At 42.3% G+C, this 20,894-nt stretch carries 23 protein-coding genes and 2 tRNA genes; 17 read left to right on the top strand and 8 right to left on the bottom strand.

Going from position 1 to position 20,894, the window contains the following annotated elements:
- Positions 1–50 precede the first annotated feature (50 nt).
- The 3 genes from H8S65_RS10045 to H8S65_RS10055 are packed head-to-tail and all read right to left on the bottom strand — an operon-like array spanning position 51 to position 5,795.
- A complete protein-coding gene (locus tag H8S65_RS10045; RefSeq protein WP_186929859.1) occupies positions 51–1,496 on the bottom strand; it encodes a TolC family protein in 1,446 nt (481 codons plus the stop codon).
- Entirely contained in the window at positions 1,474–4,626 is a 3,153-nt protein-coding gene (locus tag H8S65_RS10050) for an efflux RND transporter permease subunit (protein WP_186929860.1), read from the bottom strand. Before H8S65_RS10050 ends, H8S65_RS10045 begins: the two co-directional genes overlap by 23 nt.
- A 5-nt stretch (positions 4,627–4,631) precedes the next feature.
- Positions 4,632–5,795 carry an efflux RND transporter periplasmic adaptor subunit gene (locus H8S65_RS10055; RefSeq protein WP_186929861.1) on the bottom strand — a complete coding sequence of 388 codons (1,164 nt, stop codon included), beginning with the start codon at positions 5,793–5,795 and terminating at the stop codon, positions 4,632–4,634.
- 183 nt (positions 5,796–5,978) lie between these two features.
- On the opposite strand from H8S65_RS10055, the gene H8S65_RS10060 reads away from it, so the two are divergent.
- On the top strand, positions 5,979–6,230 hold the full coding sequence (locus H8S65_RS10060; RefSeq protein ID WP_186929862.1) for a hypothetical protein: 252 nt from the start codon (positions 5,979–5,981) through the stop codon (positions 6,228–6,230).
- 823 nt (positions 6,231–7,053) lie between these two features.
- Here the strand turns inward: H8S65_RS10060 and H8S65_RS10065 are convergent.
- Entirely contained in the window at positions 7,054–7,284 is a 231-nt protein-coding gene (locus H8S65_RS10065; RefSeq protein ID WP_186929863.1) for a hypothetical protein, read from the bottom strand.
- 505 nt (positions 7,285–7,789) lie between these two features.
- Between H8S65_RS10065 and H8S65_RS10070 the strand changes: the two genes are divergently transcribed.
- The 16 genes from H8S65_RS10070 (at position 7,790) to H8S65_RS10145 (ending at position 18,434) form a co-directional block, all read left to right on the top strand.
- On the top strand, positions 7,790–8,410 hold the full coding sequence (locus H8S65_RS10070; RefSeq protein WP_186929864.1) for a TetR/AcrR family transcriptional regulator: 621 nt from the start codon (positions 7,790–7,792) through the stop codon (positions 8,408–8,410).
- A gap of 156 nt (positions 8,411–8,566) precedes the next feature.
- The gene (locus H8S65_RS10075; RefSeq protein WP_186929865.1) at positions 8,567–9,415 is read left to right on the top strand and encodes a tyrosine-type recombinase/integrase; all 849 of its coding nucleotides are present in this window, start codon (positions 8,567–8,569) and stop codon (positions 9,413–9,415) included.
- Positions 9,416–9,485: 70 nt separating this feature from the next.
- Positions 9,486–10,022: a DUF4303 domain-containing protein gene (locus tag H8S65_RS10080; protein ID WP_186929866.1), complete on the top strand. Its 537-nt coding sequence runs from the start codon at positions 9,486–9,488 to the stop codon at positions 10,020–10,022.
- A 73-nt stretch (positions 10,023–10,095) separates the two neighbouring features.
- On the top strand, positions 10,096–10,497 hold the full coding sequence (locus H8S65_RS10085) for a hypothetical protein (RefSeq protein ID WP_186929867.1): 402 nt from the start codon (positions 10,096–10,098) through the stop codon (positions 10,495–10,497).
- 92 nt (positions 10,498–10,589) lie between these two features.
- Positions 10,590–11,276 (top strand): hypothetical protein, encoded by a 687-nt coding sequence (locus tag H8S65_RS10090; RefSeq protein WP_186929868.1) that lies wholly within the window; start codon positions 10,590–10,592, stop codon positions 11,274–11,276.
- A gap of 83 nt (positions 11,277–11,359) precedes the next feature.
- Positions 11,360–11,830: an Imm44 family immunity protein gene (locus H8S65_RS10095; protein ID WP_186929869.1), complete on the top strand. Its 471-nt coding sequence runs from the start codon at positions 11,360–11,362 to the stop codon at positions 11,828–11,830.
- A 105-nt stretch (positions 11,831–11,935) separates the two neighbouring features.
- The gene (locus H8S65_RS10100; protein WP_186929870.1) at positions 11,936–12,394 is read left to right on the top strand and encodes a hypothetical protein; all 459 of its coding nucleotides are present in this window, start codon (positions 11,936–11,938) and stop codon (positions 12,392–12,394) included.
- Positions 12,395–12,441: 47 nt separating this feature from the next.
- On the top strand, positions 12,442–13,032 hold the full coding sequence (locus H8S65_RS10105) for an imm11 family protein (protein ID WP_186929871.1): 591 nt from the start codon (positions 12,442–12,444) through the stop codon (positions 13,030–13,032).
- A 62-nt stretch (positions 13,033–13,094) separates the two neighbouring features.
- The gene (locus H8S65_RS10110) at positions 13,095–13,949 is read left to right on the top strand and encodes a hypothetical protein (protein ID WP_186929872.1); all 855 of its coding nucleotides are present in this window, start codon (positions 13,095–13,097) and stop codon (positions 13,947–13,949) included.
- Positions 13,950–14,000: 51 nt separating this feature from the next.
- On the top strand, positions 14,001–15,116 hold the full coding sequence (locus tag H8S65_RS10115) for an Imm5 family immunity protein (RefSeq protein WP_118477368.1): 1,116 nt from the start codon (positions 14,001–14,003) through the stop codon (positions 15,114–15,116).
- 69 nt (positions 15,117–15,185) lie between these two features.
- Positions 15,186–15,944, top strand: a complete 759-nt coding sequence (locus H8S65_RS10120; protein WP_186929873.1) for a PoNe immunity protein domain-containing protein — start codon at positions 15,186–15,188, stop codon at positions 15,942–15,944.
- Between the two features lie 9 nt (positions 15,945–15,953).
- Complete coding sequence (locus H8S65_RS10125; protein WP_186929874.1) at positions 15,954–16,475, top strand: DUF7691 family protein; 522 nt, start codon at positions 15,954–15,956, stop codon at positions 16,473–16,475.
- 13 nt (positions 16,476–16,488) lie between these two features.
- Complete coding sequence (locus tag H8S65_RS10130) at positions 16,489–16,911, top strand: DUF3997 domain-containing protein (RefSeq protein WP_118477382.1); 423 nt, start codon at positions 16,489–16,491, stop codon at positions 16,909–16,911.
- Between the two features lie 6 nt (positions 16,912–16,917).
- Positions 16,918–17,397 carry a hypothetical protein gene (locus H8S65_RS10135; RefSeq protein ID WP_255489161.1) on the top strand — a complete coding sequence of 160 codons (480 nt, stop codon included), beginning with the start codon at positions 16,918–16,920 and terminating at the stop codon, positions 17,395–17,397.
- Positions 17,398–17,399: 2 nt separating this feature from the next.
- A complete protein-coding gene (locus H8S65_RS10140) occupies positions 17,400–17,828 on the top strand; it encodes a hypothetical protein (protein WP_255489162.1) in 429 nt (142 codons plus the stop codon).
- A gap of 57 nt (positions 17,829–17,885) precedes the next feature.
- Positions 17,886–18,434 (top strand): hypothetical protein, encoded by a 549-nt coding sequence (locus H8S65_RS10145; RefSeq protein WP_186929875.1) that lies wholly within the window; start codon positions 17,886–17,888, stop codon positions 18,432–18,434.
- A gap of 103 nt (positions 18,435–18,537) precedes the next feature.
- Here the strand turns inward: H8S65_RS10145 and H8S65_RS10150 are convergent.
- The 4 genes from H8S65_RS10150 to susR all read right to left on the bottom strand — a co-directional run bounded on the left by H8S65_RS10150 (position 18,538) and on the right by susR (position 20,849).
- A tRNA-Ser gene (locus tag H8S65_RS10150) sits at positions 18,538–18,625 on the bottom strand.
- A 75-nt stretch (positions 18,626–18,700) separates the two neighbouring features.
- Positions 18,701–18,785 (bottom strand) — tRNA-Ser (locus H8S65_RS10155).
- A gap of 106 nt (positions 18,786–18,891) precedes the next feature.
- Complete coding sequence (locus H8S65_RS21035; RefSeq protein WP_255489163.1) at positions 18,892–19,023, bottom strand: hypothetical protein; 132 nt, start codon at positions 19,021–19,023, stop codon at positions 18,892–18,894.
- A gap of 182 nt (positions 19,024–19,205) precedes the next feature.
- Positions 19,206–20,849 (bottom strand): SusR family glycan utilization regulator, encoded by a 1,644-nt coding sequence (gene susR / locus H8S65_RS10160; RefSeq protein ID WP_186929876.1) that lies wholly within the window; start codon positions 20,847–20,849, stop codon positions 19,206–19,208.
- Positions 20,850–20,894: the final 45 nt, after the last annotated feature.

Raw genomic sequence — 20,894 nt, forward strand, 5'->3', positions numbered from 1 at the left:
AAAAAAAGACGGATGCAAATCTGTTACATCCGTCCTTTCGTTCAAGTATCTTAACAACCGCCGCCCAACGCCCGGTAGAGAAGGATCTTCTTCCGGCAAAGGTCGGTGATGATGTCGATACGTTCAAGCTCGCTGTCCAGATAACGTTCGTTGGCGGAGAGCACTTCGAGGAACCCGACGTAGTTCAACTTAAAAAGTTCATTGGCATTGGTGACCGAACGTCGGTGGGCTACGGTTTCCACCTCTTTCAAACGGACACGCTCCACCTGATTCAGACCTGCACAATACAAATCCAATACTTCCGTATAGGCTTTCAAGGCTGTTTCGTGATATTGCGACAAGGCGATCCGTTGCGAAGCACGCGCCTCGTTCCATATCGAACGGATCTGGTTTCGCTGGAAGACAGGCGCAGTAATCCCCGCTGCCAGGTCGTAGACCAGCGAAGCAGGCGCACTGAACCATTTACCGACATCAAAGCTGTTGAAGCCGCCTCCCGCACCCAGCACCAACGAAGGGTAGAAAGCTGCCTTGGCCGCCATTACATCCGCCTTTGAGGCCAGCAATTCCATTTCGGCAGCCCGCACGTCGGGACGCAAGGTCAGCATATTTGCCGGAACGCCATCTGAAAGCGGAAAAGGGATCCGTCTTAATTCTTCAAAACTCATACGCCTGATTTCAAACGGGAAAACACCTAACAGGCAGGCTATCGCACGCTCTTTCTCCCCGATCAGCTGGTCATTTTTCAACAGCTTGCTTTCTATCAGTAGCATGCGGGCATGGAACTGGTCGACAGCCAACTGCGTCTCGGCCCCCTCCTTCTTCAACTGACGGGTCAGTTCGTACGAACGTTTGGAACTGATATGGGCCTCTTCCAATACCTCCCGGCGCTTATCCAACCCGATCAGTTCATAATAGTGGACGGCCAGTTCGGAGATCAGGACGGATTGCGCTAAGCGGGTCGCCTCGACCGAAGCCATCCAGCGGGCTGCAGCCGCTTGCTTCTTCCGAGTCAGCTTCCCCCATATATCCGCTTCCCACTGGAAATTCAGGGAAAGTCCGAAATCGCGGTAAGGGTCCGGGATATGTTTGTCTTTCGGCAGGGAAGGGACATTGGTCTCGCTGTTCCCCACGCCGTCCATCGTATATTCGCCGAAGCGGTTGACCGAAGCCCCGATATCGAGGCCGACCTCCGGCAACAGCAAGCCTTTTGCCCGTTGCAGGTTAGCCCGGCTCATCGTCACCCGTTCCATGCTTTGCTTGAACGAATGGTTATTCCGCAAAGCGACCTCCACATATCCCTGCAAGATGGAATCCTGTAAAAACACATTCCATTCCAACGGCTTTACAAATGCAGTGTCATAGGTATGCCCGTCTCCCTCCGGCAATGCGGCACGTTCCCCGTCCGGAGAGAGCTGCGGCGCCTTGCAAGCGGTAAGGCCGATCGCAGCCCACAGGCAAACCGCACCGATTATCTTAATACTCATATTCTTCTTCATTTGCTTTTTGTTTCTTTTCCTTTAAGTAAGTTGCTAACGATTCAAATATCACATAAAGCCCCGGTATCAGGAAGATCCCCACGAAAGTACCGATCAGCATACCTCCGGCCGCCGCCGTTCCGATGGAGCGATTGCCCAAAGCACCCGCGCCACTGGCCATCGCCAACGGGATCAAGCCGCTGATAAAGGCAAAGGAAGTCATCAGGATCGGACGCAAGCGGCTGGTCGCCCCCTGGATGGCCGCTCCCATAATGCTGACACCTTCCTTGCGGCACTGGTTCGCCACCTCGATAATCAGGATCGCATTCTTGCCCAAGAGGCCGATCAGCATCACGAGCGCCACCTGGGCATAAATGTTGTTCTCCAGTCCCACCGCATACAGTAAAAGGAACGATCCGAACACACCCGCCGGAAGCGAGAGGATAACCGGAAGCGGCAGCAAAAGGCTTTCATACTGGGCCGCCAGCAGAAGATAGACGAAGACCAGACAAATGGCGAAAATAACCAGGGATTGTCCGCCGGATTCTTTCTCCTCACGGGCAACGCCGGACCATTCTATGTCGTAGCCTCGCGGCAACACTTCGGCGGCAATCTCCTCTACGGCTTCCAAAGCCTCACCCGAACTGACTCCCGGTGCTTGTTCACCGGTAATCATGGCCGAAGTAAACAGGTTGTAACGGGTGATCTGGCTCGGACCATACACACGCTCCATTGTCATGAAGTTGGAATACGGAACCATATTCCCCTCTTTATTTTTAGCATACAAGCCGAACAGATCCTCCGGATTCATACGATATTCGGGAGCTGCCTGCAACATCACCTTGTACATTTGTCCGAAACGGACGAAATTGGAAGAATAGAAACTTCCGACATAGGATTGCAGGGTTTCCATCGACTCGTTCACATCGATACCCAATTTTGCCGCTTTAGCCAGATCGACCCGCAGCAGATATTGCGGGAAGTTCGGGTTGAAACCGGATGTGACACCCGACAGACGAGGATCGGCATTCAGTTTGGCCACAAACGATTTGGCCACCTCGTCCAACTCGGCAAATGTCCCGGCAGTCTTATCCTGCAAACGGAGTTCGAAACCGCTGGCATTACCGAAACCGGGAACTGTCGGCGGGAGGAAGAACTGGATATCCGCATCCTTGATATGCGACACGCGGTCGGCATAGACGCGCATCAGTTCCTCGGCTGTCTGTTCACGTTCGTTCCAGGGCTTCAGGTTGACCATTCCCATGCCGAAGCTGGCTCCTTCCGTCTCCGTCATCAAGCTGTAGCCTGCCAATGTGGAGACCGTTTCCACTTCTTCCAACGGCAACAGGGCGGCCTGCACTTTGCTCAAAGCAGCCTCCGAACGTTCGAGGGTCGCTCCGGGAGGCGCATCGACGTTCACGTAGATCATTCCCTGGTCCTCATTGGGGATAAAGCCCGAAGGCAGCACAAACGTCATGCCCCATGTTGCCAGACAGAAAATTATCAGCGTCACATAGGTCAGGAAACGCCTGTTCAGGAACAAACGCAGATTGATCTTATAACGGCGTTCCAGATAATCGTAACGCCTGTTGAACCCGTCGAAGAAACGCGCCAGCAAACTTTTCTTCACCTTCCTGTTATGCGAGACAGGCTTCAGCATCAAGGCACAGAGCGCAGGAGACAGCGTCAAGGCATTCACACCCGAAATAACAATCGCCACCGCCAGCGTCAACGAGAACTGCCGGTAGAAAATACCGACCGTACCAGACATAAAGCCTACCGGTACAAACACGGCAGACATCACCAGGGTAATAGCAATAATCGCCCCGCCGATCTCACGGATGGCGGCTTCGGTGGCTTTTGCCGGTGGAAGTTTCTCGTTGTGCATCTTCACATGCACCGCCTCCACCACGACAATGGCATTATCGACCACGATACCGATTGCCAGCACCAGCGCGAACAGCGTCAGCATATTGATGGAGAAACCCAACATCTGCATAAAGAAGAAAGTCCCGACAAGCGAAACAGGAACGGCTATCGCCGGAATCAACGTCGAACGGAAATCCTGCAGGAACAAATATACCACGATAAACACCAGCAAAAAGGCTTCCAACAGTGTCCGGAGCACAACCGAAATCGAAGCATCCAGAAATCGCGAAACATCGTACGATATATTATAATCCATTCCGGGGGCAAAACTGCTTTCCTTGATTTCCTCCATCTTGGCTTTGATATTCTGAATCACCTCACGGGCATTCGAACCCGGACGCTGCTTGATCATGATGGAGGCGGAAGGCTTGCCGTCGGTCATGGAAATCATATTATAGTCTTCCGAGTCGAACTCGATCGTCGCCACATCCTTCAACCGGAGAACCGAACCGTCCGGCAACGCCTTCAACACGATCTCGCCATATTCTTCGGGAGTGCTGAATTTCCCGCTATATTGCAATACATACTGCAACTGCTGCGGAATCTTATCCGAACTGATACCGGTCTTACCCGGAGCCGCTTCGATGTTTTGCGAACGGATTGCGGCGGTCACCTCCTGCGGTGACATATTATAGGCTGCCAGCCGGTTCGGGTTCAACCACACGCGCATCGCATAATCGCGGCTTCCCATGATCTCGACAAAACCGACACCGTCGATTCGCTTCAGTTCACGCAGGATATTGATATCGGCAAAGTTGTACACAAATTTCTCGGTATGTGAACTGTCCGTACTCATGATGTTCAGATACATCAACATACTGTTCACCTCTTTCTCAGTAATCACACCGGCACGGATCACTTCTTCGGGAAGTTCGTCGAGGACTGTCGTCACACGGTTCTGCACATTCACGGAAGCGACATCCGGGTCGGTTCCTACTTTGAAATAGATCGTCGTCAGCGACATACCGTCGTTCGTACAAACTGTAGTCATATAGGTCATTCCGGGCACACCGTTGATAGCACGCTCCAAGGGAGTCGCCACGGTTTTAGCCATCACATCGGCATTGGCTCCCGTATAACGGGCCGTCACCGTAACGGAAGGCGGGACAATATCGGGAAACTGGGTAATCGGCAAAGAGGTAATGGCCAACAAGCCCAGAAAAACAATCACAACGGAAATGACACCGGACAGAATCGGGCGTCTGATGAATATTTCAAACATACGGCTTACTTATTATTTTCGATTTCATCAGACAACTCCAATTGTTTACGGACCGTTTCGGCATCCACTATCTCAGGCGTAATAACCATTCCGTCACTCACTTGCTGGACTCCTTCATAAACGATCAGCGTGTTGTCAGGCAGGTCTTTCGTTACATAATAGGCTCCGTGACGGGAGAGCGGTTCGAAGCTGCGAACACTCACTTTGCCCTCTTCATCAACGGTATACACATAGGTAAAATCCTGAATCTCGAAGGTCGAACGTTGCGGGACCAGTATCACATCTTCCATTTCGGTCAGCATACGGATTTTACCCGAAACACCATGACGCAACAGGCGGTCCGGATTGGCAAAACGCGCACGGAAAGCAATGGAGCCCGTACCGCGTTCAAAATCACCTTCTACGGTTTCGACCGTTCCTTTGTACGGATAGGTTGTCTGATCCGACAAAATCAGCTCCAGGTTGTTATATTCAGGCTGTTCCACTCCGCTCAACTGCGTACGTTTATATTCGAGATATTCTTTCTCGTTGATCTTGAAATAGGCAAACATTTCCGAGACATCCGTCAGGGAGGTCAACAAGCTGGACGGCGTGACCAAGCTACCGACCTTAAACGGTATACGGTCCACATATCCTTCGAAAGGAGATGTGATGGTCGTATAGGAATAATTTGTCTCCGCACGAAGCAAACGCGATTTAGCCTGCTGTACCCGCAAACGGGCGACATCGGCCTCCGCCAATGCCTGTTCCAGGCGGATCGACGAAATAATATCCTTTTCCACCAGGCGTTTTACACGATCCGCCTCGACTTCCGCCATTTTCAACTCGGCCTGCACCTGCTTATAGTTGGCCTGCGCCTCTTTGACCTCTTCATACAGTTCGGCAGAGGAAAGCTTGAACAAGACCTGTCCTTTCTTCACGTGCTCGCCTTCGTCAACCAGGACATCTTCGACGAATCCTTCCACTTTCGGTTTGATCTCCACAAACTGGACAGCCTGCACATCGGCTACATACGACTGGGCCACTTCAATACTCGTAGCCGCCAGTTTCACCACCAGCGTATTATTTTTACTTCCGGATTTTTTTTCATGACTCCGGTTACAAGAGGTAAAAAAGCTGGCTATTAAAAACAAAAAAGGTAAATAGTTAAAAAACAATCTTCTCGTCATAAATCGTTTTTGATTAGTTTATTTTTAGGTTATAATTATAGACATGATAAAGCGTGCAATATCAGGAACACGACAAAGCATTCCGCGTACCGGCACAACATACCCATACACGCTCTGAAAAACAAAAGAATCGGATAAGACCTAAATCAGATAGGAACAAAACCAGACGAAACTCTGGGTCTTATGAAGTTGATAAAATATAGGCAAGAATGCACATTGCTGCAATTCAAGAGAATGAATCAGCTCATGCACATTTATTATAGTCAGCCAGTCGGCTATAAAGTCTGCAACAAACTGTTGGATTTGAATCTGTTCCTGCCGGACAGTACGCAACGAGGCGTTATCGTCGAAATCAAGTACATCATGCACTCCATTCTCTACCACCTCGATGGAAGAACTTGGGAAACCTTCCAGAAAGAAATCGCTGCCAACTGAATAAAACGGCATAAAGACCAACATGATCATCAAAATCACACGCTGGTAAAACTTTATCTTTTTATCTACGACAGTTATTAACATCCTTCCCTGAAAAACTTTTTGCAAAGATAAAAAATCCATATCTTATTTCAAAATACCGTTAATCAATAGCTCACCCGATAATCATTTGGGATAAATAAATTCATTATTTAGCGCGGTTGCTCTATTTTATTTTACTATTTTATTTGTTTATCCGCAGAAAGAGTTATATTTGCAACACTCAACATGTTATCCAAGATGCGGTGAACCTGCATCTGATTCGTTGCGGGCATTTTTATGTCCGTAACGTTCCTCATAGGCGGTTCCGTACCCCCGTGGGGAGCATTAATGTGCCTCCAGCATCTTGGATGTGTTGAGTAACGGGAAAGGCGGAACCGTTCTATTTTCGCCCCACTTTTAATACCTTATTTATTATGGAAGCAGCAAACACCTTGACACTTCCGAAAGAAGCAGTCCAAGAAATCTTCTTCAGGGAAGAAGCTACTCGCATCCGGAAAGCGTTTGCCAACAAATGAATCGGTCCGATCGGTTTTGATAATATAAGAAATTGACAATAACCCCTTTTTCGCCCTTTTTCTATTTCACTTTAAATTCCGGTTTATACAGATCTTACACTTTGTCCGGCAGGGCGTTTTTATCTGACACGGGGAGAGATGGGGTCGGCAACTTGTCCGGTTATCGACCCTGTTTTGTCAGCCTGACCGGGAAAAATAGGAAAATGTGATAATCCTCAACTCCCGGAGAATTGAATATTTGCGGACGAAACCGTGTCGCATTCCGTTTATGCCAAAAGCATTTTTCCGCATTTCCTCCGTGAGTTGCGCAGAACTTTTCCATGACGACCGTCTTCGTTGCCATGAACATTGACTTCATAGGCAATGATGACCGTCTTCATGGCGATAAAGTCAATCTTCACGGCGGCGAAGACGGTCGTCATCGTAGAAAACCGGCAAATAGATGAAAAAAGCTCCGTTTTGTCTCCCAAAAAGAGAAATCCGAACTCTTTCATCATGAAGCCTGCCAATCGTTAAATAACCTGTTTTTTACAATAAGGGTGTGCAAAAGAAAGAAACAATAAGCCACCTTATGTTTATCCCCAACAATTATCGGGTAAGTCTGATTAATCCCATAAAAAAAATCCCGACGATAGTAAATCGTCGGGGTTTCTGCGGAGAGATAGGTAAATGAACCTTACCTTGCAATCCACTCAATATCAGCGTTATATTTTCAATGAACTATCTTAGGCTACGACTTGGTTACGATTTCAAAAGACTTGTATTTGTCTTTATCTGTCTGCTCCTTGTCTGCATTAATCTTGGATTTAAAAGTACAGGTTATTTTTGAATTATACAAGTCTTTGATTATTAATATTTCGACTTACTTGTCCTAAAACAACTTCGTTACGATTTACTTAGGCGTCCGCTGATTTATTTTTGTTAATCTATTACCTGTAATGTGTCTTGTATGGGAATAAAATGTTATTTTCGGGATTGGAAAATATAAAAGACTACCATACAATGAAAATTACCCGTGATGAATTGCTGATAGCTGCGTTCAAGCTGTTTATGTCCGTGAACTATGAGAAAGCCAGTTTTGCGGAACTTGGAAAGATGCTCGGAATGTCGAAAGCCGGAATATTCAAATACTACAAGAACAAACAGGAACTATTCATTGCCGTAGTGGATAGGTTTTGGTTCAGCACGCAAAACCCACAAAACAAATTCACTGAAACGAACGGCAGGTTTGCCGAATTTATAGACGAATATGTGCGTGGCGTACAACGGACGATGGATATGCTGGGCAATCTGATAGGTGTGGATAAAGACAAGTTGGCGCAAGGAAAATTCACATACCACGCCCAATATTTTCATTTTCTGTTTCAATTGCTGCAATACGACCCTGACGCAAAAGAGAAGCTCCGTAATCTTGCAAATGACGATTACGCTTATTGGCGTACCGCCATACAGCGTGCGATAGATAGCGGAGAGTTGAGAAAGGATGTGGATGTAGAGGATGCGGTAGTCATGTTCCGGCAGGTTTACATGGGGCTGTCCTTTGAAATGTCTTTTCTCGGCGGATTGGACACCGCGCGACTTGCCAGACATCTGTATGCCATTTACTCTCTGTTGAAACGTTAGGCAGTGCCTCCCCCGGCACATATTCCTTGTAAATCTGCCTTTCAGTGCAAAAAAAAGATAAAAAGAAAACACTCGTTCACTTTATTCGGGATAGTTTTATAACTTTGGCAATATCATTTAATTAGTGATAGCTGTAACGTTATAAACCAGTCCTATATGGAAGCAGACAAACAACGGGGAAGTATCGTACTGACAAAGCAAAATATAGACGGTCAGGACTATATACGGATTGATTATGGAAATAATCAGGGTATTGCCTTACTGCTTTCCGGAGATAGTGGAATTAAGATAGCCGGAAACGGAAGTGCCTATATACAGGCATCCGCTTTCCGGCTTCCTGCGTTTTATGACCGCTATTCCCCCTACGCCTACATAAATGCAATCAAGTTCTACTATGAGAAAGTCCGAAAAGGCAAACGGCAATACTATGGCGGGATAGTCCGTGCCAAAGAATACAAGGCTTTGCCCGAAGTGCTAAGCCGGGAAGAAATGAAGAACATCTTTGCACAGATACCTAACCGGAACCATCGGTGCATGATTTCATTGATACATTCTGCCGGATTGCGGCGAAGTGAACTTCTGAACCTGACCCCTAAAGACATTATCAGTGAACGGATGCTGATAAGGGTAGCTGGCAAAGGAAAGAAATGCAGATATTCCCTGCTGTCAGAAAAGGCACTCAACGAACTAAGGGTTTATTACAAAGAATACCGAACGCAAAAGTGGCTTTTTGAGGGAGAACAGGCAGGTGAACAATATTCACCCAGTGCATTGGTGAAAATACTGAAAGAAGCAGCCCAAAAAGCCGGAATAAAGCACCGGGTACACCTGCACATGCTCCGTCACACTTTCGCTACTCACCTGCTGGAACAAGGGACTGACCTTAGAACTATTCAGGAACTTATGGGGCATAATGATATAAAAACGACTGCTATTTATTTGCACGTATCAAATGCTCACAAAGCCAAAATACCTAATCCACTGGACTATTTAGATGATGATTAGGTATAATTTATTAGTAAATAGGAACTACACCATAGGTGTGGTTATTGAATACATTACCAACAGTAGCATTATGGATAAGGAAACAGAAAAACTTATAGCAGCAATAACAAAAGCCACACGAATGGCTTTCCAAAAGTTGTTTAGCAATAAAGAACATTTCTATTATTGTGTGCTTTTGACAACTGGAGAAGGTCTTGCTCCCATTATTTCCGCATGGTCTTGGGAAGCATTAAACAGAGTATCACAAAAATATTCCAAAACATACGCACAAGATATAAAGTGGTCTTATGCAGACACTCCCTATTATGCTTTTGGGTATGACGAATATTTTGGTGACGTAAAACAACTTTTTGAAAATAGGGTAACTATTGATAATCTGAACAATGAAGCATGGAAAAAAGAGTTGGATTTCAGGATAATGGCAATGGTAGAAACAATGTCAATTCTTGATAGCGAGGGATTGTTTGCGCAAAACCAATCACGCAAGAATATTCTGATAAATGTAGAATTGATGCCACCTGATGCTTCGAATACACAAAGGGCTTTAGAGTTAAACAACCCAGAAGATATTGAAGATTACCTTCAAGAAGCTGCTGAAAGTGAATAATTAAGTTGGTAACAAGTAGATAAACTTCCCTAACGGTCAGTTATCTACATCCCATTACCGATAAAAGTACGATATGCAAGAAAATAGAACTGATATTAGCCCCACTCTGAAAGACTATTTGGAATATAAAATGTCGGATGATTTCTTTCCGCTTGTTCTGAGAGTTCGTATGGAATGGAATGATTCCAATTATCGAAAAATGATTGGTCTTATCAACCGTGTTTTAGAAGAACACAAAAATGAGTATTTCTATCCTTTAGACGTAATTCTCTTTTTTACAAAAGAAATTAATACGATGTTGAGTATCATATCACATCCGCTATTTGGTAAAACGAGAGAAGATGAGTATAAACTTCTCGTTTCGAAACGTAAAAAGGAATTGCAAGACTTTCAGAGAGATTTCTTTGTGGGAAATTATTTTGAATATGATTTCTTGCAGTATCTCAATAAAAAAATAATCGGTAACGAAGCGTGATAACGCTTAACAGCGTTCCCCGCTAACCCATTAGTGGCAATATGCGAATGAATCGAAAGTCGGTAAAATTTAAAAATAAAAGAAATAAAATTATGGGATATTTTGCAGGATTAGGAGCAGGTAAAGGTTGGAGTACATTTAATTTCATATTGACACCTAAAGAGTTTCAAGAAATATTTGATGGACTGACATATGCTTTTATAAAAACAGGTACTCGCGTAGAAAATGATTACATAGAATCCAATAAAAAAGATATATTTGAAGGCTATGAAATTTTCTTTAACCAAATACTTATCGGGCAAACAGCATTAACAAAAGAAAAGGCTTGGAGTATTGAACGAGTAATTCGAGTATCAGTTACAGACAATATTGACAAAGTTTCCTTTAGAGTATGTGAAAATGAGAAGAAGGAAATTCTTCCGTTTAAAGTTCTTGAACCAACAGAACCTGTAATTAACATAGCCCCCTTTTATCTTTCTTGGTCAGTTGAACAAGAAAAAATGAGCGTTGCCTATTTTGACACAAAAGGAGTTATTGGACTACAATTATCTTTTCCGAAATATGTGTCATTTAATTATAGTGATTATGTTGAGACTTCTGTATATAAAACCGCTGAATTATATGACATATTAATAAGCAGAATAAAAGAAATTTCAAAAAAAGCAAAGGTTGAAACACCAATAAAATTGTATAAGCCAAATTTTTGGATAAGTACAAACGCAATTCAGCCAATCAATCAAAATAGATATTTAAAAGAAAATAAATTAAAGATACAATAAAGATATACTGCCACTAACAAGCGGCTAAATTGCCCTTAAAGGTCGATTAGCCACCAGACATTATCCGCAATAAAAATAACATCATGGTAAGATTTATAAGTGCAACGTATGAATTACATTTCGTTGCTGTAGAATTACAAAGACAAATAATAAAAAGAGTCGCAAACTACATTCTTGATAATTTCAATGATTGGACTTGGCAAAATTCAATATATGATAATCTGCGTAAAGCCGAAAATCATAACACTGCGGTATTAGTTGTTTTAAGGTTATTTCATCAAAGCGAAATAGAGAAAGGCAAACTAAAGTCGTATGGTCGGTATATAAAGGCTAAAGAAAGGCTTGTTATTGACCAAATGTTTGCTTTGGATGATTACTTGAATTTGACAGAAGATGAAATTAGGCAAAAACTCTGCAATGATATTTGTAATTACGTTTGCGAAATGTTGAAAAAATACAAAGACCGCTTTCAAGATTTTGATGCAATGGCTTTTATTCCATTGTTCAAAATGCAAATGGATAAAATTAAAAATAATGAACTTCCATATTTATGATTATGGAAATAAATTAAGCGGATAACATGCACCTGTTCCGCCTAACGGCAGCAAGCTGCAACCCATTACCGATATACGAGTGAAAACTAATAAAACAGATAAAGAATGGACTTAAAGAATGTAATAGATAAAGGTAGCTGCCCGATAATAAATTCCATTATTTTCGCTAATGGAGATTTATATGTATTGGATGTTTTTGCCATGAATATAAGTGTATTATGCAAATCTTATATTGACAGTTATTTTGATTTTAATTCGATAGATGACGTAAGTCACTTTGATGTATGCTGTTCATGTGAAACGGATCTATATGAAGTGTGCGGTGGAGATGGAAGTTTTGGGAGCGATGGAACAATCTATGTAATTGACAAGAAAACAAATTCACCTGTATGGTTCTTGTTTTTAGACTGCATAAATCCGATTGAAAAAATCAAAATTATAGACGGGGTTATTTATGCGTATAATAATAACGGCTGTTTGCTTATATCTATAGCAAGTCCCCTAAACAATATAAAATTCATTGAAGAAGATAACAATATCGGTAACAATCACCTTAACTGCTAAACGCAGTTAGCTGAAACACATTAATAGTAATAAGAAAGACATACAATATGAATTACTTTTTACAAATTACATCACGACCTAATTATCCATTAATATTGGATGAAAGTCAAAATCCCCATATTTCCTCAAAATTAGGTTCTGACCTAAATTTGGGTAACTATATTCATGAATATATATCTTCTCCGTTAGTCTATCGGGATGCAGAAAATAGTACTGTTTCTTTTGACCGCTTAATCACTTATGATGTTCTCAATACTGTTTATGGGGGACAAGTCGTATCAGAACGTATCAGGCGGGTAATAGAGGAACATTTCCCAAATGAGGTACAATTCTTTGATGCCATATTCTATTATAAAGGAAATATGTGTAATAGCTATTCCGCTATGAATATCCATAACCATATAGAATGTTACAATATGGAGAAAAGTATCTATTCTATTTCTCCTGTGGATAAAAGTTATGAATTTGAGAAACGCACATTAATAGCATCACCATTAGAGGAATATGGCATTAATTATAATATAGTCCGATGCTCGTTTGATAATCAAATAGTGGTATCGGAAATATTCAGAAAAGTGATTAAGGCTAACAAATTTAATTGTATGTCTTTTGCTAAGGAACTGGAAATATACTATTAACAAGCCAAGATAGCTGCTAAACGCAGCTCCTTGTCAACCCATTATCAATAAAAAAGTTGAGTATGCGAATACATGATTCTGAAACAAATAAATGCAAGAAAAAATTAATGCTCGAACCAAAAGAGTTTGAACAAGGTATAGAATATGCCCTTGCGAATGGTTGTGACGGTTTACAAATAGATACGTGGAATATTGCTGACGCAACAATGGATTTTAGGCTTTTTGAGAAAGTCGCCAATCAAATCGTATTCTTATCTTTTATGAATATTAGTACCACGAATGTAATCAATCTTGAACATATATATTCTCTTGAAAGATTAGAAACATTCTATTGTCAGAAAGTAGATTTGCATATAGATTTCGCTCGTTTTTCATCACTTCGGAATATTGGTATTTTTTATAATAAGAGCTTTCTAAATTTGGATAAACTGGAGCGATTGGAGAGTGCAGTTATTAGTAAATTTGCGGGAAAAGATATGTTATTATTTTCCGGTTGGAAATCCATAAAAATATTGCATATCTATCAATCCCAAATAGAATGTTTGCGAGGCATAGAAAATTTGATTCGGATTGATACCCTGCTTTTTGCACATAACAGAAAGCTAACCGATATTAGCAACATCAACCTTTTGGATTATGTCGGAGAGGTTTCATTCGAGAAAAATAGCAGGCTGCGTGATTATTCTGTACTGGCGAACAATCGAAATATTCATAATCTTTTCATTTCGGATTTGGACGGTTTGGAATTTATCAAAAGCATGAAATCCTTGTCATCATTCAGTTTTTGGAATTGCAAAAACGGAGATTTATCTCCCTTACTGGCAAACCCTATATTGAAAGAAGTATATTTCACACCAAACAAAAAACATTATTCGCATACATTAGAACAAATTAAAATATTGATAACAAGCGAATGAACTGCCCTAACGGTCAGGCTATTCACCAAACATTAGAAACAATTAGTGCGCATGAAATATAGTGAAACCATAAATTCATTGATAAGAAAGGGGTTGAATGAAGTAAATCATTCAATCAATGGACATTTGCCTTTATCTATAAGACGTGAGATACTGCAAACAATCAATGAGCCATGCGTCATTGGGAAAATAAGCATTTCATGCGCATTGAAAGTATATCCGATATGGAATGATTTTTTCAAGAATGATACTGAAATAATCGGATTGATAAAACAGTCGGAGAAATTTCTATTAGGGCAGATAAATGAAAAAGAGTTGTTAGGTAATGCCGAACATTTAGAAGTGTTCGTTCAAGATTATAACAAAGAGGACAATATTATGGCAATGTTTGCGGGTATGACTGCCGTTCATGCCGCATACGATGTTCTTACAAGTGGGGGTATGGAAGAATGTGTTTCGGATGAAGAAGCGTTACAGAACCCTGACACATGGGACACTGCTTTTATTGCAAGTTTAGCCTATAACGGTGGGGCTGTCGCTTTAGACGCAATCAATCACGACCGTAATAAAGAATTTTGGAATTGGTATCTGACTGATTGTATCAGAATAGCTTTTTTCAACGATAAATTGCCATATCCTCCCACCACTTCAATAGTATCTGCCAAATACTTTTCGGGGAATAATATTAAGGAGTATCGTACTCAACCAAATATTTGGAAAGAAAATGCAGAATGTCGTTCCCGCATGAATGACATCAAAGGAATTTTAGTCAAAATAATGGATATTACCCATTGGACTAAAAGTGATTTCTATTTTTATCATGTTGGAACTGCTTCTTATACCCAAGTTTTCTATTATAAAGGAAATGAACTTGTCAAATTTAACCTTGACATAAATATTTCAATGTATCTTTCCCGAAAAGTGGGAGAATTGAAAGATTTGATGTATTCCTTATGTTCGCAAGAGGGAGCTTTTTATCTATGTAAAATAACGATAGGTAGAGAAATTACAATGGATATAAAGTTTGCTTATAACACGAGGGATAAAGTTCTGCAAAAGTCCTTCTTCGATAGTGATTTCAGTGAGGATTTTGAGAAATATCCACGAGCTAAGAAATTCATTCCTGAATGGTTATCGGATATACTTAAAAGGAAAAAAAGAATTTAGTTTCTAACAGCGCAGGATAACGGCAAACCGTTCCCTGCTATACATTAACATCAAAACAATGCACCATATATGGAAGTACGAGATAAATACGGAACAATAGAAAGTTTCTCAAATTTGATTGAAGAAGAAAGCGGTTTTATCGTAGAAGTTGAAAAAACAATCGAGAGGCTCAAAGACAGTGAGATCAAAGGTATTCAACTGTATCCCCGTCCGAATTTGGATGTATTAGAAGATTATAAGGCAGAAAAACTGTATTACAAATATGACATACTGCTCGCTTCTTATTCCGTTGGTAAAGACATTCGGGAAATAGAAAAGCAATATAAGGACATCGTACCATTGGTAAAAAGGTCTTGGAAGTTAAGACAAGACTACGTTATGTTATTGCATATTCTTTCTATGGGCATCCTGCTTCAAGCAGATACCAACATTTTCCGGAATTTGGCAAATGTTGTGACAGAAAGTAAACTGAACGATTTTCTGATAGATTATCTGATAGGCTATAAACTCACTGATTATTTACCGATGAGTGAGCATCAGTTTAAATGGAAACGACCTTATCCATTTCTGGATACTATTATTTCTGTTGCCCAAACCAATAAGGAAGAGGCTGTGAAACAATTGAAACTGTATTTGACAAAGAAATGGTACAGAGGTCATTCGGATACAGGCTGGTATAATATCCATGTAATCAATTCAGGCTCACATTCCGGCTATTGGAGTTTTGAAAGCGGAGCATTAGTCAAGGTCTTAGGATTGGACGACAGTAGTCTGAAAGGCTTGCCCTACTATCCTTACGATATGGTACACTGGAACGACACTAAATAAAGCGAAGGTATGAGTTACTTTGTTTATGCTTATTTGACGGAAGCCGATAAGGTCAAGTCCATTTATGGGGCTTGCGACGATTTGCTGATGAACCAACTAAAGGCTTCATTAAAGCAAGAACTTGACAGGCTGAACGAATATTTCAGCGACAGCCTGAATACGGATAAAGATGCTTATGCGGCATTAGCTGACATAGTGAACGGAGAAATCCGTTATCCAGAAATCGCTTTCATGTACGGGTATGTATATGAAAAGATTTGCAGCCATTACGGGAAGCAAATCTATGATGCGGAAAACCTATGGCAGTTGGATAGTCAAAGCACATTTATCCCAATTCCGCTTAGCGATGATTTTCCCTACATTATCAGCATACCCGTTTCCGAACTGGAAAGCAAACGGACGGAATATACTTCGTTGCAAGAGGGTGACGGTATCGGGGATTATGACTACGAGCAAGAAATGGACGACTTGAATTTCATTTTCGATGAAGCCATTGAAGCGCAAAAAGACCTTGTGATTATGGTGTATTGATATAAATGTGCGTATGAAGAAAGTTATATTACTTATTGTATTGCTAAGCCTTTACGGTTGCGGATTTGTTTACGAGCGTCAAATCACAGGTAACTATTACCTGATAGCCACAGACGTGATGGAAGATTTGGCGGTATGCTACCGTGATAGCCCCGATACCTATGCGACTATTGGGGGAAGCGGTGTGTATGAAGTGGGCAACGATGAGCATTTCATCCTCACGAAGAAATACAAGGAAGTGCCAAAACCGGGACGGGACAGCCTTTTCACTACCTACGATAAAAGCATAACGGAATATTGCATCATCCCGATAGACAATACACAGAAGTGGAATGCGACGGAAAACTACTTCATACTGCCCACGAAAAAGGAATTTGAAGCCAAAAGGAAAGAACTCGGCGTGTCGGATGATATAACTTTCAGGAAACTACAATAGAATAAGATGAAAAATATAAACGAAACCAGCAGCCGTTTTGAACAAATGCGCTCAAATAGTAACGGCAAGAAATACAGCTATTGTTTCTTCGACTATCTGTATTACAGGCTTTATGTCACCTACAAGAAGCACAACGACCCGCCACGTTTTAGTGCTTGCTGCGTGTTTGCCGCCACTTTCATGATTGCCCTGTTCTTTTTGAGCATAGCTGCAAACTGTATTTTTACGGATTTCTTCTTTTCCCGGAAGAATTTCACGGAACTGCAAGGCGGACTAATCTTTATCAGCGTGGCAATATTGTTTTGCATCATCCCCTTTTACCTGCGGTACACCCGGAAGCGGACTGCCGCCATACTGCTGAAATACAAAGGCAACAAATGGAACAGGATTATCCCGTCTTGGGTAATATATACTTTCCCGATATGGGGGATCTTGGCAGGGGATAGGAATATGTATGTTGATATTCAACTAAGTAACAGACGATAGAAATGAAAAGAGGTATAAATAAAACGGATAACTATTTTGAGCGTAACCGCCAAAAGTCAAGCCAAAAGAATTACAGGTTTTATTTCTTTGATTATTTGTATTTCAAGGGTGAACAATGGTACAAGAAAGCTCCGTGTACCGGTGACTTTGTTTTGTGTGAATATTGGTATTTGATTGTGGCTATTCCTGCATTTGTATTTACAGATGAAGTGAGCCGCTTGGGAGATTATGCAGTTATCGCTTATTATGCTTTGCTTATCTTGTTCCCGTTCATTTTTCCCACTATCCGCTATCGCAAAGACCGGAAATCGGCTCTCGTCAGACACTACCGCCACTCGAAAAGCAACGGGGTGACAATGGCTTTTATCATAATCCTCCCGTTTGTACTGTTGTTTTTTGAACTTTGGCTGTTCGACAGGTGGATGGGTTGATTGCAGATTATGGTAATCCGGAGTACACATGAAAATAGTTATATAACCATTATAAAGATGAAAGCAACATTGAAATACCCGATATTCAAGTTCCGACCGCGCGGAAATTTGATTTACATCTTTTGGAAAGAGAGCAAAACAACGCAGCTTGCCATACTAAATAAGTGTAAGGGGTGGAAAGGCGAGATAGTGATAGATTCCACCGGGACAAAGTACATTGTCAAACGCTCTTACATGACCGGTTGGAAAGGCATACACGGCTTTACGGGCATGAGTACGGGGATGATTAGCTACGAAACGGAATATGAAGATAACCCCGAACCTTTCTCCCTGCGCCAATTGCAAGAAAGGATAGCGGAGAGACATCCCAAGACACGATGGTTCCGGGAAGAATGCTGGGATAGCGTGGAAGATTTCCGGCAAACGATTTTCGCCTGTAAGTCCTTTGAGGAACTTGCCGAAACGATGGAGCCGAAGCACGAATTTACTGTTTGGGAACGTATTCAGGATTATTTCTTCCGTGGATCCTTCTTGATGCTCGGCGGCATGCTCCTTTATATAATATGGCTGTTCACAAAAAAGGCATGGTTATGGATTGTTGGATAATATGTTTTAAAAATGCAGTTATTGAATATGGAAAAACAGATTACATCACTGCTGTTGGCAAACAATCTTCCTATTTTTGACCCTTTTTGTCTTTGGGTTTCTGCGGAGAGGGCGGGATTCGAACCCGCGAAACCCTTTAGGGGTTTACACGCTTTCCAGGCGTGCCTCTTCAACCACTCGAGCACCTCTCCTTTTCGGTTGAATTAAGTAAATCAGGAAGCGACCAGCCTCCATAAAACGTAAAAAGCAGCTTTTGCTGCTTTCAGCGGAGAAAGAGGGATTCGAACCCCCGGAACCTCTCAGTTCAACGGTTTTCAAGACCGCCGCAATCGACCACTCTGCCATCTCTCCTTGTCTCTAAGACGGGTGCAAAAGTAGATGGTTTATTTGAATTATGCAAGCATTTCGTTTCATTTCTTTTCACTTTTTCTGCATTTCATTTCTCTTTTTCTGATTTTCAGACACATAAAAATATGTTCCGGATTGATCCGGCTGCAAGAATCATAGTTATGACCAAACCGATACAGGCCACTATAGCAATTACTTCCGTACTTTTGCGGGACAGATACTCCCCGATGTTCTTTTTCATGCGTATTACTTTTTTAATGAATAATCTGCTGATTTGAAATGTGTGATTCAAAATTAAGAAGAAAGGGAAGTCAAAAAGAGATGGTGAATAAATAAGTGGACACACAAAACACATAAAAGCCTATTTAACAACAAGATACAAACAGTCCATATTGCTAAAAAAGTGGATCGAATATAAAAGGATTAATGAATTTCGCGGACCAGCTTCTCGAAATCATCCCTGGAAACACATGCCTTGTTCTTTACTTTTGCCCGGTAGTTATAGATGGTGTTCACCGAATAGCGAAGGAATTCGGCAATCTGGGAACTGTCGTTTATACCCAAACGGATCAAAGCAAAAATACGAAGTTCCGTATTCAGCAACTCATCCCTTTTCAATACCACCTGTTCGTCTTCAAGCAAAAGCGAATTAAATTGTGACACGAAATTCGGGAACAGATGGAGAAATGCAGTATCAAAATTCTTGTAAAGCGCATCCAGCTCCGCCTCCAAGCCTTTCGACGAACGGGTAACTTTAACCAGTTCCTCGATCTGTCCGGAAGAGACCTTCTTATGGACCATACGGCGGTAACCGTCGAGTTTGTCGATATAAGAAGAACACAAACTCATGAATCGGCCGATATATTCCTCCTTGATCCGGTTGGATTCGGATAGTTCCAGGTTGGCAGTCTGCAAACGGTCATTCATCTGATGCAATTCGCCGTTCAGCACCTTCAACTGTTCGTTTGTCTCCTGCAAATGGTTGCGGGCCTCCGCCAAGCGCTTCATCTGCCGGTATATATAGACGATGGCAGAGATCAATAACAAGGTAAGCACACTGATCAACGTCAGATATGTGACCAGCATCCGGTTCTTTCCTTCTATCGTCGCCTGATAGTTCTTGTCGATCAGCGAAAGGATATCCGCACTCTGCCAACTTCTTGAGCGGGCACGAAAACGATTCGTTTCATCCCACGAAAAACGGATATAATGGTAGGCACGCTCGATATCGCCATCTTTAAGCAGCAGATCGGCTAACATCCACAGGGAAGCATGGTCGGTGATAGCCGACTGAATATCCGACAAGGAAGACAAGGCCAAATAATACTTTTCTTTTTCCCGGTCCTTTTTCTGGCGGTAGATCATCGCCCGCTGATAAGAAGCAAGTGCATATTCGGGAGTTCCGAACGGGATTTTTGCCAAACGTGCATCATTGATCCGAAGGGCCTCGTCGGCATGTCCGTCTGCCCGCAGAGCCAGTTCCTGCAACTCGATCCGCTTGCCGGCATCTTCCGGCAACATCATCGCTAAGGAATCCCGGTAGACGAGAGATTTATCTTCATAGCGGCGTATGCTTTGCGGATCACGGGAATTACCGGAAATCTCCCTGTATACCTGTTCTTTGCAGGCGTAGTAATCACGGGTAAGAGAAGCGGGCAGGTCTTCACGGCGGGCTTCTCCCAATACATCGACCGCTTCCTGGTACATGCCGGTTGCAGCATGCAGGGAGGCTAACAGCAATTTACTTTTATACTCACGTTCCTGATCATGCAAATTACGGGCGATCCTGATATTTTTGGTCAGATAGAGGACTGCCGAATCGCACATATAAGACTTATATTCCCGGTAAATGCTGTCGTTGAGTCGGTAAGCGGCAATAGAGTTCGGAACTGCCTTGGCAGCCTTTTCTTTCAGGTCACGGATCCGGTCTTCTCTCCTGTTTTTATAAATTTCATGCCGGAGGATCGTTTGATCCAAATTGATTAATAAAGAGTCGAGGTTGCCTTCCGCAAAAGCCATATTTGCGGTAAAAAACAAAAGCAGAATTATCCTGTACCTCTTTCCCATTCTTATTCCGGCTTATTTCCGGCAGACAAATGTAAAACAAAAAAG

Origin of the sequence: Parabacteroides hominis (assembly GCF_014287585.1) — a bacterium.
In the GTDB taxonomy this organism is placed as follows: Bacteria; Bacteroidota; Bacteroidia; order Bacteroidales; family Tannerellaceae; genus Parabacteroides; species Parabacteroides hominis.